26 protein-coding genes and 1 riboswitch are annotated in these 25,851 nt (G+C 31.3%); of the genes, 2 read left to right on the top strand and 24 right to left on the bottom strand.

Annotated elements, in window-relative coordinates; all coding sequences use genetic code 11:
• Window positions 1-160: 160 nt before the first annotated feature.
• A complete protein-coding gene (rpmB, locus tag KDK92_RS15145) occupies window positions 161-352 on the top strand; it encodes a 50S ribosomal protein L28 (protein ID WP_250860175.1) in 192 nt (63 codons plus the stop codon).
• A 340-nt stretch (window positions 353-692) separates the two neighbouring features.
• Here the strand turns inward: rpmB and KDK92_RS15140 are convergent, their stop codons facing one another.
• The 22 genes from KDK92_RS15140 to KDK92_RS15035 all read right to left on the bottom strand — a co-directional run bounded on the left by KDK92_RS15140 (window position 693) and on the right by KDK92_RS15035 (window position 23,726).
• Window positions 693-1,325 carry a thiamine diphosphokinase gene (locus KDK92_RS15140; RefSeq protein ID WP_250860174.1) on the bottom strand — a complete coding sequence of 211 codons (633 nt, stop codon included), beginning with the start codon at window positions 1,323-1,325 and terminating at the stop codon, window positions 693-695.
• A complete protein-coding gene (rpe, locus tag KDK92_RS15135; RefSeq protein WP_250860173.1) occupies window positions 1,325-1,981 on the bottom strand; it encodes a ribulose-phosphate 3-epimerase in 657 nt (218 codons plus the stop codon). The genes KDK92_RS15140 and rpe overlap by 1 nt, the downstream gene beginning before the upstream one ends.
• The gene (rsgA, locus tag KDK92_RS15130) at window positions 1,975-2,844 is read right to left on the bottom strand and encodes a ribosome small subunit-dependent GTPase A (RefSeq protein WP_250860172.1); all 870 of its coding nucleotides are present in this window, start codon (window positions 2,842-2,844) and stop codon (window positions 1,975-1,977) included. Before rsgA ends, rpe begins: the two co-directional genes overlap by 7 nt.
• Before the next feature lie 8 nt (window positions 2,845-2,852).
• The gene (gene pknB, locus KDK92_RS15125) at window positions 2,853-4,739 is read right to left on the bottom strand and encodes a Stk1 family PASTA domain-containing Ser/Thr kinase (protein ID WP_250860171.1); all 1,887 of its coding nucleotides are present in this window, start codon (window positions 4,737-4,739) and stop codon (window positions 2,853-2,855) included.
• Complete coding sequence (locus tag KDK92_RS15120) at window positions 4,729-5,457, bottom strand: Stp1/IreP family PP2C-type Ser/Thr phosphatase (RefSeq protein ID WP_250860170.1); 729 nt, start codon at window positions 5,455-5,457, stop codon at window positions 4,729-4,731. Before KDK92_RS15120 ends, pknB begins: the two co-directional genes overlap by 11 nt.
• Before the next feature lie 15 nt (window positions 5,458-5,472).
• Complete coding sequence (rlmN, locus tag KDK92_RS15115; protein ID WP_250860169.1) at window positions 5,473-6,498, bottom strand: dual-specificity RNA methyltransferase RlmN; 1,026 nt, start codon at window positions 6,496-6,498, stop codon at window positions 5,473-5,475.
• 4 nt (window positions 6,499-6,502) lie between these two features.
• Window positions 6,503-7,828 (bottom strand): 16S rRNA (cytosine(967)-C(5))-methyltransferase RsmB, encoded by a 1,326-nt coding sequence (gene rsmB / locus KDK92_RS15110; RefSeq protein ID WP_250860168.1) that lies wholly within the window; start codon window positions 7,826-7,828, stop codon window positions 6,503-6,505.
• Between the two features lie 255 nt (window positions 7,829-8,083).
• Complete coding sequence (gene fmt, locus KDK92_RS15105; protein ID WP_250860167.1) at window positions 8,084-9,013, bottom strand: methionyl-tRNA formyltransferase; 930 nt, start codon at window positions 9,011-9,013, stop codon at window positions 8,084-8,086.
• Window positions 9,013-9,465 (bottom strand): peptide deformylase, encoded by a 453-nt coding sequence (def, locus tag KDK92_RS15100; protein WP_250860166.1) that lies wholly within the window; start codon window positions 9,463-9,465, stop codon window positions 9,013-9,015. Before def ends, fmt begins: the two co-directional genes overlap by 1 nt.
• Before the next feature lie 45 nt (window positions 9,466-9,510).
• On the bottom strand, window positions 9,511-11,703 hold the full coding sequence (gene priA / locus KDK92_RS15095) for a primosomal protein N' (RefSeq protein ID WP_250860165.1): 2,193 nt from the start codon (window positions 11,701-11,703) through the stop codon (window positions 9,511-9,513).
• A gap of 94 nt (window positions 11,704-11,797) precedes the next feature.
• Window positions 11,798-12,982: a bifunctional phosphopantothenoylcysteine decarboxylase/phosphopantothenate--cysteine ligase CoaBC gene (gene coaBC / locus KDK92_RS15090; protein ID WP_250860164.1), complete on the bottom strand. Its 1,185-nt coding sequence runs from the start codon at window positions 12,980-12,982 to the stop codon at window positions 11,798-11,800.
• Between the two features lies 1 nt (window position 12,983).
• A complete protein-coding gene (gene rpoZ, locus KDK92_RS15085; RefSeq protein WP_250860163.1) occupies window positions 12,984-13,238 on the bottom strand; it encodes a DNA-directed RNA polymerase subunit omega in 255 nt (84 codons plus the stop codon).
• Window positions 13,239-13,244: 6 nt separating this feature from the next.
• Entirely contained in the window at window positions 13,245-13,856 is a 612-nt protein-coding gene (gene gmk, locus KDK92_RS15080) for a guanylate kinase (RefSeq protein ID WP_420852342.1), read from the bottom strand.
• A 1-nt stretch (window position 13,857) separates the two neighbouring features.
• Window positions 13,858-14,130, bottom strand: coding sequence for an extracellular matrix/biofilm regulator RemA (gene remA, locus KDK92_RS15075; RefSeq protein WP_250860161.1), 273 nt, complete (start codon window positions 14,128-14,130; stop codon window positions 13,858-13,860).
• 10 nt (window positions 14,131-14,140) lie between these two features.
• Entirely contained in the window at window positions 14,141-15,019 is an 879-nt protein-coding gene (locus tag KDK92_RS15070; RefSeq protein WP_250860160.1) for a YicC/YloC family endoribonuclease, read from the bottom strand.
• Between the two features lie 254 nt (window positions 15,020-15,273).
• Window positions 15,274-16,626 carry an NCS2 family permease gene (locus KDK92_RS15065; protein WP_250860159.1) on the bottom strand — a complete coding sequence of 451 codons (1,353 nt, stop codon included), beginning with the start codon at window positions 16,624-16,626 and terminating at the stop codon, window positions 15,274-15,276.
• A 107-nt stretch (window positions 16,627-16,733) separates the two neighbouring features.
• Window positions 16,734-16,833, bottom strand: a riboswitch (purine riboswitch).
• A gap of 66 nt (window positions 16,834-16,899) precedes the next feature.
• Complete coding sequence (locus KDK92_RS15060) at window positions 16,900-17,892, bottom strand: asparaginase (protein ID WP_250860158.1); 993 nt, start codon at window positions 17,890-17,892, stop codon at window positions 16,900-16,902.
• Window positions 17,893-18,136: 244 nt separating this feature from the next.
• Window positions 18,137-18,334 carry a hypothetical protein gene (locus KDK92_RS15055; protein WP_250860157.1) on the bottom strand — a complete coding sequence of 66 codons (198 nt, stop codon included), beginning with the start codon at window positions 18,332-18,334 and terminating at the stop codon, window positions 18,137-18,139.
• Between the two features lie 100 nt (window positions 18,335-18,434).
• Window positions 18,435-19,424: an N-acetylglucosamine kinase gene (locus tag KDK92_RS15050; RefSeq protein ID WP_250860156.1), complete on the bottom strand. Its 990-nt coding sequence runs from the start codon at window positions 19,422-19,424 to the stop codon at window positions 18,435-18,437.
• Window positions 19,425-19,629: 205 nt separating this feature from the next.
• Window positions 19,630-21,216: a 5'-nucleotidase C-terminal domain-containing protein gene (locus KDK92_RS15045; RefSeq protein WP_250860155.1), complete on the bottom strand. Its 1,587-nt coding sequence runs from the start codon at window positions 21,214-21,216 to the stop codon at window positions 19,630-19,632.
• A gap of 99 nt (window positions 21,217-21,315) precedes the next feature.
• Window positions 21,316-22,902, bottom strand: coding sequence for a 5'-nucleotidase C-terminal domain-containing protein (locus tag KDK92_RS15040; RefSeq protein WP_250860154.1), 1,587 nt, complete (start codon window positions 22,900-22,902; stop codon window positions 21,316-21,318).
• A gap of 98 nt (window positions 22,903-23,000) precedes the next feature.
• Window positions 23,001-23,726, bottom strand: a complete 726-nt coding sequence (locus tag KDK92_RS15035; RefSeq protein WP_250860153.1) for a glycerophosphodiester phosphodiesterase — start codon at window positions 23,724-23,726, stop codon at window positions 23,001-23,003.
• A 151-nt stretch (window positions 23,727-23,877) separates the two neighbouring features.
• Here KDK92_RS15035 and KDK92_RS15030 point away from each other — a divergent pair, with 151 nt between their 5' ends.
• Window positions 23,878-24,147, top strand: a complete 270-nt coding sequence (locus KDK92_RS15030; protein ID WP_250860152.1) for a metal-sensing transcriptional repressor — start codon at window positions 23,878-23,880, stop codon at window positions 24,145-24,147.
• 224 nt (window positions 24,148-24,371) lie between these two features.
• On the opposite strand, the gene KDK92_RS15025 is transcribed toward KDK92_RS15030, so the two are convergent.
• Entirely contained in the window at window positions 24,372-24,665 is a 294-nt protein-coding gene (locus KDK92_RS15025) for a hypothetical protein (protein WP_250860151.1), read from the bottom strand.
• 16 nt (window positions 24,666-24,681) lie between these two features.
• Window positions 24,682-25,848, bottom strand: coding sequence for an iron-containing alcohol dehydrogenase (locus KDK92_RS15020; RefSeq protein WP_250860150.1), 1,167 nt, complete (start codon window positions 25,846-25,848; stop codon window positions 24,682-24,684).
• Window positions 25,849-25,851: the final 3 nt, after the last annotated feature.

Raw genomic sequence — 25,851 nt, 5'->3', positions numbered from 1 at the left:
ATATTATACTACCTTTTAATTCAAGAAAATAAATCTATATTACTATTTTTTTCTCTAATTATCAAACTTTCTAGTAAAAAACACTTGTAAAAGTGCCATCATTTATGATACAATAATTTTTGTTTGAAGTTGATTTATGTAATTTAGAGGAGGTGTCGGTATGTCAAGAAAATGTGAATGTTGCGGTAAGGGAGTAGTTTTCGGTGGTCAACTATCTCACTCACATCGTAGATCAAACAGGAACTGGAAGCCAAACGTACAAAAAGTTAAGGCTATCGTAAATGGCACACCTAAGAAAATATCTGTGTGTACTAGATGTTTACGTTCTGGTAAAGTACAGCGTGCAGTTTAATAGTTAACATAGAAAAAATGCAGTTATCTGCATTTTTGATTTTATGTACTTATTGCAAAAGAAAGCACAATACAATGTATTGTGCTTTTGTTTGTTTTCTGCTTGTTTTTTTCTTCATAGTCTACAGTTTAGTCACGATTTCTTTCTTACAAAAATTTGTACAATCTTAGATAGAAACTTAGGTAACTTAATGGCTAAGATTTTCATTTATTAAACTCACCTATATATTAATTCCTTAACATTATACCATATTAAGGAATTATTTGCATGTAATTTTCCAAGGTGCATTCAAATAAATAACAAGTCATAAATTTATGACTTGTTATTTATTTTCATATGCTTAATCATCACTACATATACACATTAATTCTCCCTCAAGGAAGTGAACTTTACCCCACGCCTCAATGATTTCATTAGATGTACATAATACATCATATCTAGAGAGTTCATGTGAACTCAATGGATATTTAAACCCTTCTAATGTCAATCCTGTAACTATCTCATTCAAAGCAAAGAAAGAAACATACTTTCTATCTTTATATAACAACTTACTCTTATTAATTAAGAAAATATCATTAGTGCTATCTTTTATAATACCTTCAATATTATTATTAACCATCTTTTTTAGTAATACTACATTGGCAAATTGGTGGTCAAATCTACTGCCTGTGCACCCTAGCAAAATAGCCTTATCAAACTTCTCTTTAATTATATATTCAACAGCTATAGCTGTATCAGTAAGATCTTTCTCTGGTCTATATTTTTTTATCTCCACTCCTTTTGAAACAAAGAAACTTACAATCTCATCATCTAAAGAATCCATATCCCCTAACATAAGATCTGGGAGTAAATTGTGTTTATAAAACACTCTACTCCCTCCATCAACAGCTATTTTAAAATCAGCACGTTTATATTCACTAAAGAAAAGTTCATTAGAGGGCTCATCACCGGCACTAACTATTAATGCTTGCATTAGATAACAGCCTTTCTAAGAGCTTCAATATTCTTTTCAATCTCACCATTTCTAAATACGGCAGAACCAGCAACAACTACATTAGCGCCTGCTTCATTAATCTCTTTAATATTTTGTGTTCCAACTCCACCATCTACTTGAATCATCATTTCATCTTTATTATACTTTTCAGCTAACGCTTTAACTTCTTTTATCTTATCTAATGAATAAGGTATAAATTTCTGACCTCCGAACCCTGGATTTACACTCATTATTAAAACAAGATCCAGAGCTGGTATTAAGTTTTCAATTAAAGATACAGGAGTTCCTGGATTCAATGATAGTCCAACTTTAACTCCTTTACTTTTTATATAATTAATAGCTCTATCTATATGTACTTCACTTTCATAATGTATAGTTATTATATCAGCCCCAGCATCAATAAATTCATCTACAAATCTAGTTGGCTCTTCAATCATAAGATGTACATCAAACTCTAAATCCGTCAGGTTCCTAATAGATTTAATTATTGGAAATCCAAAAGATATATTTGGTACAAACTTACCATCCATCACATCTATATGAACCATATCTGCTCCATACTTATCTATACTTCTAATATCCTCCCCTAATTTTGAAAAATCTGCTGATAATATTGACGGTGCTATCTTTACCATTTTTTCTTCCTCCCGTTTATTAATTCTTCTAAAGTATATATATAAAATTCATACCTCTCTTTATTTATCTCTCCTGATTCTACTGCTTTTTTCACTGCACAACCAGGCTCTTTATAGTGATTACAATTTGAAAACTTACAATTTTCTTCAATATGAAAATCTGGAAAACACTCTTTAACTTCATCTACATCCATAAAACTCAAATCTAAAGATGAAAATCCTGGAGTGTCAACAATCAACCCATTTCCATATTCTATGAGTTCACTGTGTCTAGTCGTATGTTTCCCACGCTTAGATCTATCGCTTATTTCACCTGTTTCCATAAGTTTTCTATTAGCAATGCTATTTAGCGTAGTAGATTTCCCAACTCCTGAAGGTCCGCAAAAAACAGATATATTATTTTCAATCTTCCCTCTAATTGCATCAATATTTACCCCTTCTTTTGCTGCTACTTCAATTACTTCATATCCAACATCTCTTAGAATTTTTATTATAGTTGAATTATCTTCTTCTCCAACTAAATCCATCTTATTAAAACAAACCACAATATCTAGATTGTTATATTCACATAATAAAAGGAACTTATATAATAGATTATGATTAAGATCAGGATGCTTTATTGTAAAAAACACCAATGCCTGATTTACATTTGCAACAACAGGACGTATTAATTCGGTTGTTCTTTCATGAATTTTTTCTATAACACCCTCATCATTTTCTTCTAGGATAATAGACACTCTATCACCCACCATTGGAGTCACTTTAGTGTACCTAAACTTTCCCCTAACTTTACATACATAATGTTCTTTTCCCACTTTTACTGTGTAAAGACCACCTACTCCTTTAATTATGATTCCTTCCATATATCTCTTTACTCCTCTTTTTTCTTTTTTGTTGTTAAAATTATTGTTTCTCCTACGTGAATTTTTTCTCCAGCGGCAACGCTTTGCTCTACCACATATTCAAAATCATCACCATTAATTTCAACTTTAATGCCAGTCTCAGATGCCTTTATATCAGCTTCGATACCTAACATATCGATAAAATTAGGTACAATCACCTTCATTCTTTCATCTTCCTTAAATAAATAATGGCTAAGATTAATTACACTTTCCTCAGTTACCTCTAATCCGCCTGCTGGACTTTGACTAAATACAACACCATTCTTATCCGGATCATTAGTTTCTACAACACTTATTAACCCTATTTCAAACTTATTAGATTCAAGTATCTCTTTAGCTTCACTTAATATTTTTCCTGTAACATCAGGAACTTTAATTTGTTTAATTTCCGGACCGCTACTTACTATAAATGAAATCTTATCACCCTTTTCAACGATTGTTCCCGCTTCTGGCGATTGACTAATTATTTTACCTTTTTCAAGTATACTTGAGTTCTCCTGAATTTTACCTAAAGTTACACCATCATATGTCAACATACCCTTAGCTGTCTCAATATCTAACCCTCTATACACTCGAACTTTAACACCTTCTGCTCCCTTACTAACAACCAAATTTAAAACCGTGTTTTTCTCTACCTTTGAACCTTCTTCTGGAGTAACTTTAATAATAGACCCCTTCTCACGATCACTTTTAGCTTCGCGAACAACCTCGTATGCTAATTCTCTATCTTTTATCATTTTCTTACCCTCTTCAAGGCTCTCACCTACTATAAATGGAACTGTAGTCTTTTCGTTCTTTATAATATTATTTCCACTATTATCTTTAGAGTGTGTAACTGCCCAAGTCAAAACAATAGAAAATATCAATGTTAATGTTAATGCTACTCCAATAATTATTCCTTTTTTCTTGCTCTTTTTGTTTTCATCACTGGCTTTATTTTTCATATTATCTCTATGACTTTTCAAATGTTCTTCTTTAACAACATTCATAACTCGCGTTTGTTGTAAATCTTCAACATTTCTTCCAATATTAATTTCTTTATTATTTTTAAGATTATATAAATCAACTATAAGTTCATCGGCAGTTTGATATCTTAACCCTGGATCTTTCTCGATGCATTTCAAGATTACACTATTTAACCCAATGGATATTTTCTCATTAACTTCTATAGGAGGAACAACCTCTTCCTGAAGATGTTTTATAGCAACAGATACTATACTTTCTGCATCATAAGGAACTCGCCCCGTAACCATCTCATATAGAACAATACCAAAAGAATAAATATCACTTCTGAAATCTACATACCCACCTTTAGCTTGTTCTGGTGAAAAATAATGCGCTGTCCCCATAACCTTAGAAGTATTTGTTATTGTAGACTGATCTATAGCTTTTGCTATACCAAAGTCAGCTACTTTAATCCCACCATTATCATCTACAATTATATTGTGAGGCTTAATATCTCTATGGATTATACGCTTATTATGAGCACTTTGTAATGCTTTACCAATTTGAATAGCAATATCAATAGCCTTTTTCTCATTAATAGTTCCCTCTTCTTGAATTAACTCTTTAAGAGTTTTTCCTTCAACAAGTTCCATGACAATATAATTTGTATCATTCTCACTACCAACATCATATATGTTAACTATATTATTACCGCATAATCCTGCAGCCGCCGCGGCCTCTCCTTTAAATTTTCCAACGATATTTTCATCATTTGAAAACTCTTTCTTCAATATTTTAATTGCTACATCTCTATTTAACAAATGACACTTCGCTCTGAATACACATGCCATTCCACCCTCGCCTATTTTTTCCACGAGTTCATATCTACCGTTCAAATTTTTACCTATCATCTTGGCACTCTCCTTTAAATACCATTACTGATATGTTATCCTTACTTCCATTTTTCTTGCTCAGATCAACTAATTCTTTTACCGCTTCAATTGTATCTAATTTTAAAAGCACTTCTCTCATCACATCATTATCTATATGGTTAGATAATCCATCAGTACATAGCATTATTTTATCATTCTTATCAACATCTATAAAATAAATATCACTTTCTACTTTTTCTGTTGTCCCTAATGACCTTGTTATAATATTCTTATTTGGATGTTTTTTGGCTTCTTCTTCAGTAAGGTTGCCTGAATCAACAAATACTTGAACAAGAGAATGATCTTTTGTTAATTTATAAAACACGTCCTTTGATAGTATGTAACAACAACTATCTCCTATATTAGCAACTATACCTTTGTTTTTATTTATAAAACATAGAGTTAATGTGGTTCCCATACCTTGTAATGATTGATCAATCTTCCCCATTTCAATAATCGCTTCATTACACGAATCCACTACACCCCTAATAAATTCATCATCTACATCTGCAGTATTCACTTCTTTAAATGCAGATAATGCAGTCTCAACTGCTATTTTACTCGCAACTTCGCCTCCTGCATATCCTCCCATTCCATCAGCAATAACGTATACACCGCCATCATTACATTGAAAAAACCCAATATAATCCTGGTTAGATTTTCTAAAATTCCCTACTTCACTATGCATCCCCACCATAATAATATTACCTCCTTATTCATTCACATAGTCTCTTCTAAGCTGACCACATGCTGCATTAATGTCCGCCCCCATTTCTCTACGAACTGTCGTTTCTATCTTGTTTTTTTCTAAAATACTTTTAAATGAGTCAATTCTCTTCTTATCAGGCTTCTTATAACCACTTTCTTTAACTTCATTAATAGGTATAAGATTAACATGGCACAACATACCCTTGAGTAAAGTTGCCAATTCTTCAGCATGCTCTTTCTCATCATTAAGACCTTCAATTAGAGCATATTCAAATGTAACTCTTCTTTTAGTCTTGCAAATATATTGCTTACAAGCTTCAATAACTTCTTTAATAGTATATTTATTTGCTATTGGCATACTCTTTTTTCTAATTTCATCATTAGAAGCATGCAAAGAAATAGCAAGGGTTATTTGAAGACCTTTTTCACTTAATTCTAATATCTCTGGTACGATTCCACATGTTGATAAAGTTATATGCCTAGCTCCAATGTTTAATCCGTATTCCTTACCAACCTCTTCTAAGAATTTTAGAACATTATCATAATTGTCTAATGGTTCCCCACTACCCATCATTACAACATTTGAAATTCTTTCATTAATGTCCTTACTTACTGCGATAATCTGTCCTAACATTTCACCTGAATCAAGATTCCTTACTCTTCCACCTATTGTTGATGCACAAAACGTACAACCCATTCTACATCCTACTTGAGATGATATACAAATACTATTACCATGCTTATATTTCATCAATACACATTCTATAATATTACCATCATGTAATTTCATTAAATATTTTATCGTTCCATCAATAGTTGATACTAACTTCCTAACTATTGTAGGTGTTCCTATGTAAAAATTATTAGCAAGATTTTCTTGTGTTTTAGAGGATACATTTTTCATTTCATCAAAAGATGTAATACCTTTATATATCCAATTAATAACTTGCTTACTTCTAAATGGTTGTTCTCCATTTTCCTTCATCCATTTTTTAAGTTCTTCTTCGTTGAAATTTATAATATTATACAAAATATCACCTTATCCTTTTTAATTTACAAATAAAGAATCCATCCATCTTCTCATCTGGTAGTATAGTAATAAACCCTTCATTAGAATTTATAATATTGTCTCCTTCTATATGATTAACACTTTCAATACAAAAGTTATCATTTTTGTTAAGAAACCATCTAATATTCTCATCGTTCTCATTTCTATTTAATGTACATGTTGAATAAATGAGCTCTCCATTAATTTTAACATATTTAGCAGCATTACTTAATATATTTCTCTGTATTCCTACTATTTCATTTAATTGTTTCTTACTCTTAGTCCATTTTATCTCTGGTTTCTTTCTAATAATCCCCAAACCCGAACAAGGAACATCAGCTAGAACAATATCAGCAGAATCTATTAAGTCTTCTCTTAGCTTTTCCCCATCATTAATCTCTGCTTTTATATTCTTTAATTCAAGCCTAATCGCATGTTCTTCTATTAATTTCAGCTTTTTCTCGAAAACATCAAAAGCTAGTACCTCACCACTATTATTTAGTCTTTCTCCTATATAACATGATTTACCTCCAGGCGCACTGCAAAGATCTAACACTTTCATTCCTTCTTTTATATCCATAACCTCCACAGTTAGCATAGCACTCTCATCCTGAACACTTATGATCCCCTCATTAAATAAAGGATTTTTTTCAATACTCGCTCCCTTTACAATTTTAATGGAATTCTTAGCGATTTTTCCATCTTCGATTGTATATCCCATATGTATAAGTTCTTTTTTTACTGATTCACAATCTTTTTTCATCGTGTTAACTCTCACATTAATACTAGGTCTAAAATTTAACCCCTTTAAAATATCAACACATCGCTTTTCGCCATATTGTCCTATAAGCAATTTAACTAACCATCTCTCGTAGGAATACTGGAAACACAACTCCTCAATCCTGTTCTCTGATTGAAATTCAAACCCTTCTCTCATGAAACTTCTTAAAACACCATTTACTAGTTGACTTGCCTTTAAGGAAATATCTTTTTTACTTATCTTAACTGCCTCATCTATAACTGCATAATCAGGTATTTTATCAAGATATTTTATTTGATATATACTCATTCTCAAAATATTTAATACCTTTTTATTTGTTTTCTTAACTCCAGTCTTTAGGAATTTTTGTAGTATAACATCTATTGAATAAAGATATCTTAAAGTTCCGTAAATTACTTCTGTTATTAATCCCTTATCCTCTTCTTTTATATCTTTATCTCTTAAAACTTTATTGATCGTTACATTTGAATACGATTTATTATTTATTATTTCATTTAACGCTGAATAAATTACATATCTCGGATTTTTCATATTTTTACCTCTCATAGTTTAATTTAAAATTAATGTGCTGCAAGTCCAGCACATTATTCAGTCTGTTGAAAAAGCCCAATTTCATCGTAACTAAGCCTCTCTGCGCTGCCGAAGTACTAATTGTACACTCTGCTGCTCATTCGACTTGTTCCTTGACCTTGGGCTTTTTCAACACCTGAAATTCTTAAGACAGAAAAAAGTATCAACAATATATTGTAACTTTATAAATATATTAGTGTATTTTATAAATAATTCTTACCCAAGTACAATTCCTTTTTCCAAATCATTTCCTCTTAAAAAATCATTTACATACATAGGCTTTTTACCAGGAAATTGAATTTTCTTTATCAATAAGAACTTATCACTACACTCTACTTTTATTCCTGCATCACTCACATTTACAACCTTACCGGGTACACCACTTACATCCCCTTCAACAACTTCACTTTCATATATCTTTATGTTTTTATCATCATATTTAGTAAAAGCTACCGGGTATGGACTTAGTCCTCTAATCAGGTTTTTTATGCTTTGTGCACTCTCACTCCAATTTATACTCTGTAGGTTTTTATCTATCTTAGGTGCATGACATGATTCATCATCATTTTGTTTAACACCTTTTAATTCACCACTAGCAATCCCATTTAATGTTCTCACTAAGAGTTCTCCTCCGCCACTACAAAGTTTATCATGCAACTCACCAACTGTCATATCTTCATGTATTTCCACTTCATCTTTAATTAACATGTCTCCAGTATCACAACCAATATCCATTAACATTGTTGTATTACCACTAACCTTTTCACCATTTATAATTGCCCAATTCAAAGGAGCAGCTCCTCTATATTTAGGTAATAATGATGCATGAAGATTAATACATCCATATTTAGGTATATCAAGCACTACTTTAGGAAGAATCTGCCCATATGCAACAACAACAATAAACTCTGGATTAATTTTCTTTAAAGCTTCAATAGCCTCTTCGTCTTTCCTTAAAACAGTAGGTTGAAACACCTGAATTTCATGCTTTAACGCAGCTTCTTTAACAGGAGAAAATGTAATTTTTTTACCTCTACCTCTCTTCTTATCTGGTTGAGTAAAAATTGCTTCAACATTGAAATTCTCAATCATTTTTTCTAAAGACGGAACAGCAAAGTCTGGTGTTCCCATAAAAACAACCTTCATTATTTTTCCTCCACTTCAACCAACTTATCAATATATAAAACACCATCTAAATGATCTAACTCATGACAAATTGCTTTTGCTAAGAATTCTTCCCCTTCAACAATTATGCTTTCCCCACGTTCATTAAGTGCTTTAACCTTAACATACTCTGGCCTCTCAACATACCCTTGTTCATTTGGAATACTTAAACAACCTTCTACATCAATATAAGATCCTCTTGATTCAATGATTTCAGGATTTATTAATACAATAGGACCTTCTCCAATATCTATAACAGCAACCCTTTTTAAAATCCCAACTTGAGGACCCGCAAGTCCAACCCCCTCAGCTTCGTACATTGTATCAAGCATATCTTCTATAAGTACTAATAATCTGTCATCAATTTTTTCAATTACTCTACACTTCTTTCTTAAAACCTCATCACCTTTAATTCTAATTTGTCTAATCGCCATAACTTTCTCCTTTCCAACCTCTTTAATTATATTTTAAATACTAACTTACAAAGTATTATATGGGTTCATATCTAAACCCACTTTTATTTTATTATAAGTACTTTTACTCATGTCGTAAACCATATTTTTAATTTTAAATGCATCTGCGTACTCTATATTTCCTTTTATCATAATTTGCCACCTAAATTGATTCTTAATTTTTGAAATATGTGATGGACAAGGGCCTAAAATATTATATTTCCCCCCATAATAAGCTTTTAATTTATGAGAAAATTCATGAACACCTTTTATAAGCATATTTTCATTTTCACTATATATATTAATCATCATAACTCTTCCAAATGGTGGATAGTTCATAAGCTCTCTAATCTTCAACTCTTCCTCTAAGAAACCATGATAATCGTAATTCAGCGCATATAAAATCGCATAATTATCCGGACTATAGGTTTGAAGAATAACCTTACCTTCTTTAGCTCCTCTTCCAGCCCGACCTGAAACTTGAGTGATTAATTGGTAGGTTCTTTCGTTAGATCTAAAATCCGGAAGATTCAATGTTAAATCTGCCGCGATTATTCCCACAAGTGTAACATCTGGGAAGTCCAATCCTTTTGCTATCATTTGAGTTCCTATTAAAATATCTGCCTTCTTATTCTTAAAATCTGAATATATATTTTCATATGCATCCTTATTTCTAGTTGTATCATGATCCATTCTTAGAATTCTAGCTTTTGGAAATAATTTTTCCATTTCATCTTGAATTTTTTCCGTTCCTAATCCAAAGTATTTAACATAATTACTTCCACACTCTGGACATATTTTAGTTGAACTTTCTTTATATCCACAATAGTGACAGTGTAACATTCCACTTTTTTGATGATAAGTTAGTGAAATATCACAATTACTACACTTGAACACATAACCACATTTTCTACAAGATATAAATGTAGAAAAACCCCTTCTATTTAAGAATATAATTATCTGCTCTTTTTTTTCAAGACGTTCATTTATCTCTTCATATAATTTTGCACTTAAAAAGGATTTATTATTATTTTCCAATTCCTGCCTCATATCTATCAATTCAATTTCAGGCATCTCAGCCCCATCAACTCGTTTTTCAATGGAAATAATCTTCCAAAAATTACGTTTAAATTTATAGTATGTTTCGATATTCGGAGTTGCAGAGCCTAAAACAACTTTACAATTTTCAATATTACCTTTTATTAATGCTATTTCAGTAGCCAAATACTTAGGATCGCTATCCGATTTATATGTGCTTTCATGTTCTTCATCAACTACAATTAATCCCAGTTCCTTAAAGGGTAAAAACAATGCTGATCTAGCTCCAATGGCAATCTTTACTTTCCCTTGCTTTACTCTATGCCACTCATCAAACTTTTCCCCTTCAGAAAGTTTACTATGATATACCGTTATATCTTTTCCAAATCTCCCTTTAAATCGTTCAACCATTTGAGGAGTCAATGCAATTTCTGGAACAAGAATTATAGATTGTTTACCTTTTTCAAGCATTTTCTCTACAAGCGTCATGTATATTTCTGTTTTCCCGCTACCAGTAACCCCATGAAGTAAAAATTCATTTCTTTTGCTAGTCATTATCTCTTCAATGGCTATTAGTTGCTCCATTGTTAGATTTTTTTTTGGCAAATGAGGAAATGTCCTTTCATCCACTCTATTAACCCTCTGCTCTTTAATTTCTAAAAACCCATGTTTAACCAAAGTATTAATTGATGAAAGAGAGTAGTCAAATTCTTTACTAAGTTCATTCCTTGAATACTTTGCTACATTTTCTTTTACTGTATTATAAATAGAAGCATATTTTTCTTCTTTATATTTACCATGCAATTCATTATTTGAATATAAAACTAGCTTTATTTTTTCTCTTTTTCCTTTTAAAAGCCCTCTAGGTAAGAATAACTTTATTCCCTCTAAATAAGTACATAAATACCTTTTTCTCATAAGATTTATAAGCCTAATATTTTTATCCGAAAGAACAGGTTCTCTAGCACATATATCAGAGATTTCTTTTAATTTTTCAGTATTCTCGCACTCATCAAACATAGAAATAACAAAAGCATCTTTTAATTTATTTCCTTTTCCAAATGGGACTTTAATGTGTTGTCCTATTTCAACAAACCCTCTTAAATTTTCTGGAATCCTATACGTAAATAATTTATCTAATGCGATACTTTCATTATTCACAATAACTCCGCAATACTTCAAAACATCACCTCAAAAGACGTATTCCTTAAATTATTTAGAACAAAAAACAAAAGCGGCAAAGCCACTTTTGTTTACTTATGGCCCGTGCCATATACTATTCATTCACTATACACTCAAATATTTTAAAAGCCATTTCTCTTTTAGTACATTTGCCTAATTCAGTACACTTTTTATTCTTTGAAATCAAAACAGCTTCATTCTCATTACTTTTGAAACCTATATCTTCTCTACTAATGTCATTTACAATGATATAATCAAGATTTTTTTTCTCAATCTTCTTTTCAGCATTATTGATTAGATCTTCACTCTCAGCAGCAAATCCAATTAATATCTGATGTTTTTTTCTTCTACCAAGCTCTTTAAGAATATCTCTATCTTTTTCAAATTCAATAGTAAGTGTATCTTCACTCTTTTTGATTTTTTGGGTACTATATTCCCTTGGTTTATAGTCTGATACTGCAGCACTTTTAATGATTATATCACTTTCACTCTGGTTACTCATTACAGCTTCAAACATTTCTTTATTGGTTTCAACCTCTATAACATTTACACCAAAGGGATTTTTAAGTGAAGTAGGTCCAGATACAAGAGTAACTTCCGCTCCTCTATCTCTAGCTTCTTTCGCAATTTCAAATCCCATCTTACCACTGGAATGATTTGTTATATATCTAACAGGATCAATTTTTGAAATAGTTGGTCCTGCTGTTACAAGAACTTTTTTACCAATCAAATCTTTACTTGAATACATCATGCTATGAACCATTTCTGCAATAATTTCTGTATCTTCCAATTTTCCTTTACCAATATCACCACATGCTAATCTACCTTTTGCTGGTTCGATGAACCCATAACCATAAGCTTCAAGCTTAGAAATATTATTTTGGAGAATTGGATTATCATACATATTCACATTCATTGCAGGTGCAAAAACCACTTTACCTGTACTTGCCATAATAGTTGTAGATAACATATCATCTGCAATACCATTAGCTATCTTACCAATTATATTTGCTGTAGCAGGTACTACAAGTAATAAATCTGCCTTCTTTGCAAGTGATATATGTTGTATTTCCCAAGCTTTAGGCTCTTCAAACATATCATATACAACTTCATTTTGACTCATTGCTTGAAAGCTAAGTGGAGTTACAAATTCACATGCGCTCTTCGTCATAATAACGTGAATATCATAGTCTTTTTTCTTCAATCTTGAAACAACATCTAAAGCCTTATACGCAGCAATACCCCCTGCAACACCAATAACAATAGTTTTCTTACTCATATTATTCTTCTATTATGCTTTCTTCTATTGTGTTTTCTTCTATTGTGTTATCTTCTACTACAATCATGTTATCAGAATTTAATTCTTCTATTGCAGTTGTTAGTGGCTTAGACACATCCATAGCTATAACTGGACTTTCACCTTCAATTAGTTTTCTAGCTCTCTTTGAAGTAGCAATAACTAATGAATATTTATTATCCACGTATTGTAATAAGTCTACTATTGAAGGGTTTATCATTGAATCTGATTTATGCATTAACATCTACCTCCTGCCAAATTTCTTTATTAGTTCATTTCCAACTCTATCTACTCTACAATTCTCTGCTTCTATAATATTTTCAATTCTAGATGTAGCTATATCAACATCATCATTTACAACAGCATAATTGTATCTTGAAACAAAATTTAATTCTTCAAAAGCAGATTCAAATCTTGTCATAAGAGATTCAGGTGTTTCACTCCCTCTACCAATTATCCTATTTTTTAATTCCTCCATAGAAGGTGGTAATATGAATATAAATACCCCTTTAGGATAAACTTCTTTTACTTTTAGTGCTCCTTGAATATCAATCTCTAAAATTACATCCTGACCACTCTCAAGTCGCTCAAAAACCTTTTCTTTTGGTGTTCCATAAAAATTTCCATACACTTCTGCATATTCAAGGAAGTTTCCTTTTAAAATATCATCCTTAAAATCCTGTTTTTCCATAAAGAAATAACTCTCACCATCAATTTCGCCTTTTCTAGGCGCTCTTGTTGTTGCAGAAACAGAAATACATATATCACTATTTCTTTTAATCAACTCTTTACAAATCGTTCCTTTTCCAGCACCAGATGGTCCTGAAATTACGATAAGTAATCCTTTACGCTTCATATTAATCATCCACCTCTTCAGAGTGTACTTCATCTTTAGCACTTAATCTATGTGCAACTGTTTCTGGTTGAACAGCTGATAATATAACATGATCACTATCTGTAATAATTACAGCTCTTGTTCTTCTGCCATAAGTAGCATCTATAAGCATGCCTCTATCTCTAGCTTCTTGGATTATACGTTTTATAGGTGCAGATTCTGGACTAACAATAGCAACAAGCCTATTAGCAGATACAATGTTTCCAAATCCAATATTAATAAGTTTTATAGCCATAATATCCTCCTTATTCAATATTTTGAGTTTGTTCTCTTATTTTTTCTATTTCACTTTTTACTTGTAAAATATTCTTAGTAATTGTTAAATCATTAGATTTTGAAGAAATAGTATTTGCTTCTCTATTCATCTCTTGAACAATAAAATCTAACTTTCTACCAATAGGTCCTTCAATTTCAAGAGTGTCTCTGATTTGAGATATGTGACTAGATAATCTCACTATCTCTTCATCTATACAACACTTATCAGCAATAACAGCTACTTCCATAGCCACTCTACCTTCATCGTAGTTTTTATCATCTACAATCTCTTTTAATCTATTTTCAAGTTTTTCTTTATATTCTAAAACTACAGTTGAGGCTTTATCCACTATTTCTTTCAACAATAATTCTATATTAGAACATTTTAACAGAAGATCTTCTTTAAGTTTTTCACCTTCTCTTAATCTCATTTCGATGTGTTTATCCAATGCTACTTTAAGAGGCTTTTTTATAGTTTCCCATATTAATTCAACATCTTCTTCTTTATGTTCTATATTAACTACTTCTGGGAATCTAGCAATATTTATGACTGATACATCATCTCTTAAATCAAATGATTCTTGAATTTCTTTTAAACATTTAACATAGCTTTCAGCTAAACTTTTATTTAAAACAGCTTCAACATCAGTTCTTTCAAAAACTTTCATGTTTATGTATATATCAATTTTCCCTCTATTTAACTTCTCTTTTATAACATTTCTTATTCTTTCTTCAAGTGTTAAATAAACTCTAGGCATTTTGATATTTAAATCCATATATCTATGATTGACACTTTTTATTTCTATAACGAAACTTTTGCCCGCTTCAATAATTGAATCACGTCCAAATCCAGTCATACTACTTACCATTTAATATCACCTCATTTTTGTTATACAAATTATTATATATGCCTAGTCAAGTAATAACAATGTTTTGTTAACACTTTGTTTACATTTATTTTTTATTTCTAGAATTGTATGTACCTATTATTTTCAAAGCCCTCTATCTCATTGAATATCAGTACTAAAATATTATGATTTTCTTAACACAAAAACTCAGAGCTTATAAATCACTCTGAGTTTTATATTTTAAATATTATTTATATTTTTAATGTTTAATCTTTTTAGTGTAAAAATAGTAGCTTTGCTATAAAGAGTAGCGTTAGTATAATAATAACCCATGATACTTTTTTCTTTTTATCTGGATCTCTTTGAAATAAATTATACACTACATTTATAACACCGTAACTCATTATTCCATATGTTAAACCATCACCTATGCTATAAGTTAAAGGCATTAATGCAATTGTCAAGAATGCTGGGAAACCTTCAGTGAAGTCAGTAAAATCAATTTTCCCAATATTCTGCATCATGAAGAATCCAACAACTATCAAAGCTGGAGCTGTTGCACATGCTGGAATAGCCATAAATATCGGTGCAAAGAACATTGCTGCTGCAAATAATAATCCAGTTACTACTGAAGCCAAGCCCGTTCTAGCCCCTTCCGCAACACCTGCAGAACTTTCAACATAAGTAGTTACTGTTGACGTACCGACCATTGCTCCTACTGTAGTACCAACAGCATCAACTAAAAGAGCTTTACCTGCATTTTTAACTTTACCATTTTTATCAATCATATCTGCTTTAGAAGCAACTCCTACAAGTGTTCCTACAGTATCAAAGAAATCAACAAACAAGAATACAACAACAATACTTAATAATGTTCCTATTTTACTAATATCAGTTAAATAACTTGTATCAAAAGCCATAAAAATTTCACCAAGTCCATGGAATTGGAATATTCCATCAGGTAAGAATATCATTAAACCTGCTGCTGTTTCAGTATTAAATGCCGCATATATCCAAGCAACTACTGATGATGAAAGAATTCCCCAAAGAATTGACCCTTTTACTTTTTTAATTTCCAGAATTGCTATAACCAATACACCAAATAATGCAATTAAAACAGTTGGTGATCTAAAATCTCCCATTGATACATGTGTAGCTGGATCTCCAACTACTATACCTGAGTTAATAAATCCAATAAAAGCAATAAATAACCCAATACCTGCTGAAACAGCTAACTTAAGATTCTTTGGAATAGCGTTAACTACAGCTTCTCTAACATTTGTTACTGAAAGAATTATAAAAATTATACCTTCAACAAAAACTGCTAATAATGCTACTGACCAATGTATCCCCATCTCTCCACATACAGTATAAGCAAAGTATGCATTAAGACCCATTCCAGAAGCTAATGCAAATGGTAAGTTAGCATAAACACCCATTAAAATTGTAGCAAATGCTGCTGTTAAACATGTCGCTGTTACAACTGCTCCCTTTGGCATACCCGCAGCTTCAAGAAACATTGGATTAACAGCAATTATATATGCCATGGTCAAGAAAGTTGTTATACCCCCAATTACCTCTTTCTTAACGGTTGTCCCATTCTGTTCTAACCTAAAAAACTTATCCATGTAGATCCCTCCTATTTTTTTATAAACGAAAAAGCTGCTGAGAAACTCAGCAGCTTATGTATATAACTAAACCATCCCGATATAATTAGATAATTATAGTTATTTGACATTCACTTTTGATTTCCCATAGTCGAATATTTTCGGTATTCGGTAGAAACTTCTGATCCATATCATCAGACTTATATGAGTATCTTCGTATTGATTTTGAACACAGCTACATCTTAACAATTTCCGACAGCTATGTCAATACTTTTTGCGAATGTTTTTATGTTTTTATTTCTTTTTATACAGTCTATCTTCGAACGTTTTTGTTATTTCCTCTTTATTGTTCGTCTTACTTAAGGCTAACATAAGTTTAATCCTTGCTTTCTGGCCTGGTAATCTATCTCCAAAAATCACTCCAGCTTGTCTAAGTCCTTTTCCTCCACCTTCATATCCATAAGAATCCATTACTCTTCCCTTATAGCATCTAGTTACAAGAACAAAAACAACACCTTTTTCAATTCCACGCTTAACTGCCTCGAACATTTTAGGAGGAATATTACCTCTACCCATACCTTCTATTACAATTCCATCAACACCTTGATTTACACAGAAATCAATTAGTGCTCCAGAATCGCCAGCAACAGCTTTAACCAGCTCTACTCTTCCTTCTATACATTCAACTGGTATATATTGATTTAGAGCTTTATCTCTATAGAAAATAATCTCATTGCTATCAACTATACCTATAGGTCCAAATTCTGGACTTTGGAATGTATTTAAATGCATTGAGTGTTCCTTTGTAACCTCACTTGCACAATTTATCTCGTTATTCATGCACACGAGCACACCTTTTCCTCGGGCTTCTTGAGAAGTTGCTACAACAATTGATGCAGCTAGATTAGCAGGGCCATCATAACCTAATTCTGAACCGTTTCTCATTGACCCAGTAACAACAACAGGCTTCTGAGAATTAATAGTCAAATCCAATAAATATGCTGTCTCCTCTAATGTATCAGTACCATGCGTCACAACTACCCCTTCTATATCTTCTCTTTCAAGTAGTTCTCTCACCATCTTTGATAATTTCATCATCAATTCAGGTGTCATATGCGGACTAGGTAGGCTTGAGAAAGAAAATGTTTCTATCTCAGCATGGTTTTCTATTCCTGTAACCATCGCCATAATGTCTTCACCACTTAAAGTAGGTACCGCTGCTTTTAGTTTACTATCAACTTTCATAGAAATAGTACCACCATTAAATATAACCGCTACTTTCTTCATACTTTTCCTCCTGAGTTACTAAAATACTTTTCCTTTTACTACTATTCTATTTCCTTTTTTACCATTTAACAACCTATAATTATCAACTTTTTTATTTTTATGTTTTCCATCCCTTGGAACCCTTAGATATTCAAACAATCTAATAACTTTTAATAATTCAAACTTGTAAATTTCTTTAAGAAATTTTCAATTTTTTAAAGAATAAAAAAAGACTCCCTGTTATTTTTTCCAGGGAGTTAGTCATTTATTTTTCTTTCAAATAATTAAAAAGAACCTTTTCCATTTCATCAGCCGAATTATCATCGAGATTTAGTTTCATTAAATAACCATCCAGAGCCTTTAGTTCAACTACCCCTACTTCTTGACCACTAGTTAAATCAATATTTCTTTCAAATTTCATAATCTTGTAACCTTCATTGATAAGATTATTTATATTTTCCATATAGAAACCTCCTTAATTATGTTATATTATTTATATTATTTTCTTATTTTTTTCCAAATATACAAATGAACATAATTAAAAGAGAACTTAAGGAAATTTTTTAAACTATATTGAGACTCCTTTTTATAATATCAGCTGTCTCATATGCTTTATCTCCTATAACTTCATAAAGACTTAAAAGTACCGCCCCTCCTATACCAGCCATATATGGGCTATTATAATCAATATCTAATTCAACCTTAATTTTTTCAATCAATTTATTTCTATAAATATCGCAACCTTCAATTACTCCACCAAGAGCAGTATATTTCATCCCTTTTATATTAAGTTTCTTACAAACCGATTTTATCATAAGTGATAATTCCTCGGCTCCCTTATCCAAAATTTCCAAAGCGATTCTATTTTTCTTCTCAGCAAGTTTCAAAACTTCAGGCGCAATCCCTGCAATATCTGTTCTATTAAACTTTCTTTTATATAGTCTTTCACTAACCTCTGATAAAGAATTAATACCAATTAATTTTTTTATAGCTAATTGAAATTCCTCATCTTCTTCCCTACCATCCATGCATTTAACCATCATTGTCAATGCTTCTCTTCCAAGATAAAAACCACTACCAAAATCGTCTATCTTATATCCCCATCCGCCTGATTTCCAACTTTGTAGTTCTTCATTTATTCCGAAACAAACCGCACCTGTTCCAACAATAAATATTACTCCACTCTTTTCAGCTAATCCACCAGCCAAAGCTGCTCTTGTATCATTCTCCGCTACTATATTTTTTATATTTATTATTTTCTCAGTATATTCTTGAACTATATTTACAACATATTCTTTATCTGCTTTTGAATCTATACCTCCTAAGGATACAAAAAAACATTCTATATCTTCAATGTTACCACCATATTGCTTAAAATACTTTTCTAAACATTTCTTTAACCCTTCAGCAATGTGTTCTCCCGTTTCTTCTCTACTAACTGTATCAATACTACTCGCACCACTTTTACCAATAGCCAAAATCTCACCATCTGTATTAGCTAATGCTACACGAGTACTAGTCCCCCCACCATCAACACCAATAATATATCTCATTTATAATCACCCTCCAAATTTTCCTGAAATTATTGCTATGTAAAAAATTTTCTTAATAATTATTTTTATTTTATCCTTTAATAAAAGCAAAATCAAATTAAAACTTGCTTATGTTCTAGTTGATTATATTTAAGTTCAATGAAATCCATTTAATTTAAAGCCACTGAATTATAATTTCAGTGGCCAACAATTAATTCTTTATATTCTACTTTACCTTAGGTGCTTTCCCCTTAACGAAAGGTTGCTCAAATTCAAACTTAACCTCTTTTACATCTCTCAGATAATCAGCTATCATATCTCTTATTATCCTATTTGACTCTACAATATTCTTTGCTCCTTTAAAATCATAATTATCTCCTCCAATAAACATAAAATCATTTGTAGCAACACTATAGTATTTTTCCATTTCAACTTTTACACCATCTTCAAGAATTATAGCTGTTACTCTGTTACCAAATTCAGCTTCTGGATTATAGTAAACCTTTACTCCTGAAATTTCAATCCATCCAATATCTTTATTCATTATGCCATTTTCGATAACTTTCTTTAATTGTGAACCTTTTAGCTTCATTTTTATTAGAATATTGTTAAACGGAATTACATCATATAATTTACCAACAGTTATGTCACCAGCTGGTATTGACGTTCTTAATGCCCCCTCATTAATTACAGCAATTTGAGTTCCCCCAATTTTTCTCATTAAGTCAGTAGTCCATTTACCTAGTACCGAAGTTCCACATTCACTAAATCTTACGTGAGTAAGATTTTCATCTGTTCTACCAATAACTTCATCAATAATTGACTTTAACGCTTTACTATATTTTAAATATATTGCATCTCCTTGCTTATCATTCACTAATTCTGATTTTCTATTATAAAGCAAATCCACTGAGGAGTCTACTTTAACTAAATTATTATCTTTATCAAAAGATAAAGATAACTTACCCAATGCCCTACCATCTTTATATCCCTGAACAACAGCAATGTTATTAACTACTCCTGCTACTGACTGGTGAGTATGAGCACTGATTATTGCATCAAGTCCTTCAACCTCTGTAAGTCCTAATTCAACAACCTCTCCAGTAATTTCCCCACTATCTCTATCTTGAAAACAACCAACATGAGCTAAAGCGATTATAGCATCTACTTTTCCTTCTGGTGCTTCTAAATTTTTAAAATACTTTACCCATTTTTGCGCACTTTCTTTTAGTGGTTCAAACATAAGATTTTGAGCATTCTTTGCTGTTTTCATGCAATCAGTTTCAGGTGTTGTTAAACCAATTAATGCAATTTTCACTCCCTCAACTTCAATAACTTTATAAGGTTTAACCCATCTAATAGGCTTATTAGTTTTTTTATCAACTATATTTGTTGCTAAAAAATCAAATTCCCCAACCTCCGACCATTTCTTAAATAGATCGATACCCCAATCAAACTCGTGATTACCAACTGCAGAAGCAACTACCCCTATTTCCTTATACATTTCTGATACCGGCGCACCAAGTGTAAGCTCTGACATAGCACTTCCTTGATAGCTGTCTCCCCCTGAAACAACAATCGTATTTGGATTAACATCCTTATATTGCTTTACTGCATTTATGATTTTAGACATTCCCATATTCTTACCTTTTTCTCTTGTATCTTCTTTAAGTTTTCCATGAAAATCATTAATTGTGATAATATCTATAACTTTTCTATCATTAGTTTCTGCAAAGATACTACTTGGAGAAAAAAACATCAAAATCATTATTAAACATAGGAATAAACTAAAGATCACCTTTCCTTTGTTCATTATTTTTTTCCTTCCCATGAGATATTTAATTTTAAACCTTTAATAATATATTAAGTAATTTAATGTATATCCAAATAAATAACTAGTCAGTATGATAGTCTACTTTACCTTAGGTGCTTTTCCCTTAATAAAAGGTTGCTCAAAATCAATCTTAACTTCTTTAGTCTCTCTTATATATTCTGCTAACAAATCTCTGATAATCTTCTTAGTACTTACAATATTTTTAGCTCCTTCGAAATCATACTTATCTCCACCTAATAACATAAAATCGCTAGTAGCAACACTATAGAATTTATCCATTTCTACCTTTGTACCATCTTCAAGGATTATTTCAGTGACTCTGTTACCAAATTCAGCTTCTGGATCATAATAAACTTTTGCTCCTGAAATTTGAACCCATCCAATTTCTTTATTCATTATACCATTTTCAATAACTTTCTTTAATTGAGAGCCCTTAAGTTTCATTTTTACAAGAGTATTATCAAATGGTAGTACATCATATAATCTACCGAAAGTTATATCCCCAGCTGGTATTGAAGTTCTAAATGCCCCTTCATTAATTACTGCTATTTGAGTTCCAGCATATTCTCTAATAATATCAATACTCCATTTACCAACCTCTGTTACTCCGCCGTTAGTTACTCTTTCATGAGAAAGCTCTTTATCTGCTTTACCAATCACTTCGTTAATAATTGGCTCTAATTCCTCATAATATTTCGCATATATTGCATCCCCTTGATTATCACTTACAAGTTCTGATTTTCTATCAGAAAGCACATCGACTTCTGGCTTTACTTTAACTAAATTATTTTCATCATCAAAAATTAACGATAACTTACCTAAAGCTCTACCATACTTATTTGCTTGAACAATAGGAATATTGTTAACTACTCCAGCTACTATTTGATGAGAATCTCCACTTATTATTGCATCAATTCCTTCAACTTCAGTAAGTCCTGATTCAACAACTTCTCCAGAAATTTCACCACTTTCTTCATCTTGGAAAGAACCCACATGAGTTAAAGCTATAACAGAGTCAATCTTTCCTTCCGGAGCTTCGCCACTTCTTAGATACTTTACCCATTTTTCAGCGCTTTCTTTAATTGGTTCAAAAATGTAATTTTCCACATTAATAGGTAATGTCTTATATGCAGTTTTAGGTGTTGTTAATCCAATAATCGCAATCTTTACACCATCCAATTCAATTACCTTATAAGGTATAGCCCAATCTACAATCTGATTAGTTCTTTTGTCAACTATGTTTGTTCCTATAAAATCGAATTTTCCATCTTTAGCCCACTTTTTTAACCACTGAATTCCCCAATCAAATTCATGGTTACCTACTACTGATGCAGTTACACCCATTTCCTTATACATTTCAGAAACAGGAGCACCATATGTCAGATTTGACATAGCACTTCCTTGATAGTTATCTCCTCCTGAAAGAACAATTGTATTTGGATTAGCAACCTTATATTGTTTGACAGCATTTATAATTTTAGACATTCCCATATCCTTACCATTTTCGCTTGTATCTTCAGTAAGCTTTCCATGGAAATCATTAATTGTGATAATATCTATCACCTTTGTTTCTTTAGTTTGTGCTAATACACTTATCGGAGAAACAATCATAAAAATCATTATTAAGCTTAGGAATAAACTAACGATATTCTGTCTTTTGTTCATTAAAATTTTTTCCTCCCTTGTTATATTTAATTCGTAATCTGTAATAATATATTCCTATTTTAATATGTTTGAAATTCATATATAAACATATTAATAATTTATTGATTTATTAAGCAACTTAATGCAATTTCTATTTCGTTAGTTATTATGCCCTCTATACCATTTTTAATTAAAAAATTCATTTCTTCCTTTATATCCACAGTATACGTATATATAGGTGTCCCATTGTTTTTCAGGACTTGAATTTTTTCACTATCAAGGGATCGATACATAGGATGAAAAGTATCAAATTTGTATTCATTTATATACTTATGTGGATTAATTAAATTGCTGTATGTTAACGGTCCACATCTAATTTTTTTATTAATACTCTTACATTTCAAAACCGATTCATGGTTAAAACTTGAAATTATCACCCTATCTTCCATTTGAAAATCACTTATCAAAGTAATAATCTTTTCTTCAATATTAGGATAATGAATAATATTATTTTTAATTTCTAAATTCAATTCAATATTTTTGTCTTGTACTAACTCCAACAATTCACTTAATTTAGGTATTTTTTCACCACGAAATTTTTTTCTTTTCCATTCTCCAAAATCTAACTCCAACAATTCATTATATGACATGTTAAATACATATCCTGTACCATTACTTGTTCTATCAATCTTTTCATCATGTATGAGTATCAATTCTCCATCTCTACTCATTTGAACATCGGTTTCTATTCCTTGTGCACCATAATCAATAGCTTTTTTAAATGATTTTAAAGTATTCTCTGGGTATTTCCCACTATATCCCCTATGAGCGAAAATTTTTGTCATAATCTCGAGCTATAGCTCTCCACCTCCATATTATAGTTTAAGTAAATTTACATGAAAAAATCATAAACTTTCAAAAAATCTTAATTCTTTAAAATAACATATAACCTGTGTTATAATTATGAATATTAAATTGATTTTAAAGGAGAATAATATGAGCCACCAACATCCTAGTAAAAAAGCGGTTATTAATCGACTTTCAAGAATTATAGGTCATGCTCAATCAGTAAAAAGAATGGTTGAAGAAGATCGGGACTGCTCTGAAATTCTTATACAGATTTCTGCAGTTAAATCAGCTTTAAATAATGTTGGCAAAGTAATTCTACAAGAACATATAGATCATTGTCTTCTAACCGATAATAATGAAAAAGATCAAGCTGCTATTGAAGATTTAAAATCCGCTATAGATAAGTACATAAAATAGACAAGTATAACCCTTGTCTCAAACATTGAAAAAGCCCAATCTCGGCGTCAATAAGGTTCTCTGTGCTGCTCAAGTACTACTCGTACATTCCGCTGCTCGTTCACCTTATTCCTGATCTTGGGCTTTTTCAACGTCTGAAACTCTGAAGATAGAAATCAGAGTAAACACAATATTATACGACTTTTTCAACAATCTAAGACAAAGTTAGCCCTTGTCTTTCCTTTTTATTTCTTTTTCTTATATTTATTTCTTGTAAATGCTATACCACCAAATCCTGAAATTACACTACAGTAAAATCCTAAGTCATACCACCATCCATTATTAATTTGTTCATAAATTGAAATATTTTTATCAAAAATACCGATTATTAAAGATATGGGTGCTATCCAACCATGCCAAATTCCCCAAAAGAATCCTGCTGGATTAGAGTTTGTAATACTACCATCACCTGGTATACAGCCTGTTGCTGTTAATGCAACAATTAGAATCATTAATATAACAACAATTTTTTTCTTCATGATTGCCCCCTCTCACCTAATATGATTCTTCTAGAATTTCATAAACAATTTTTTCAGTTACAGCTAAAGGATTTATACTAGCCGCTCCATCATTTATAGATATTCTTGCAATTTCCTTAAAATCCTCTTTTTTTACCCCAACCTCATGTAACTTCAAAGGTAATCCCGTTTGTTGGCTTAATGATACTAATAGCGATTTAAGTTCTTCTATACATTTCTCAGCTTTGTTATCAACTTTATTTTTCTCACCTTTAAGAATATCATATATTTCATCATATTCTTTATGACATAAACCTAAGTTTTTTTTCATACATGGTATAAGCAATATTGTCATAGCATCACTATGCGAAACACCAGAAACTGCACCTACTGAATGACCAATGGCATGTACCATCCCTACCATAGAATTTGAAAATGCTACTCCTGCCAGAAAGGATCCTAGTAAAAGATTAAATCTTAAATCTTTATCTTTTGGTTTAAACATCACCTTATATATATTTTCTGTTACTAATTTTATAGCTTCTCTTGCATATAAATCACTCACAAGATTTTTTTGTAAACAACTATATGCTTCAATCGCATGTACTAAGGCATCTATTCCCGTTGATGCTGTTAGTCTCATAGGAAGTGTTACAGTTAATCTCGGATCAATCACAGCGACATCAGGAACAACTTTATAAGAAATAAACTCCATTTTGATATTTTTTTTCTTGTTAGCTATTACTGAAACTGCGGTACCTTCTGACCCTGTCCCTGATGTACTTGGCGCAACAATAAGAGGACGGAGATTTTTATCTATACTATCAACACCTTGATAATCAAGTAAACTCTCACCACCTAATGATACAACAATATTAACACCCTTTGCCGTATCAATTATCGATCCACCTCCAATAGCAATAATTGAATCACAGCCGATCTTCCTATATATTTTTGCAATATCATTAACAACCTCAATAGAAGAATCTATAGGAATATCATGGATAACTTTTCCTACATCCATCTTATAATCTTCAAGTGCTCCTAGCAATATATCTATTATTTTATTTGATATAATTGGTTCTGCAGCTAAAATCAAAGGCTTTTTTGCACCTAAATTACTCAATTCATAAGGTATGTTTTCTATCCCACCCTCTCCTGCCAATAGTTTTACAGGACTGTAAAATTCAAAATATTTCTCCATCTA

It is taken from the genome of Oceanirhabdus seepicola, from assembly GCF_023684385.1.
Lineage (GTDB): Bacteria > Bacillota > Clostridia > Clostridiales > Clostridiaceae > Oceanirhabdus > Oceanirhabdus seepicola.
The sequence above is the reverse complement of the archived record's forward strand: the minus strand, read 5'-3'. Positions and strand labels throughout refer to the sequence as shown.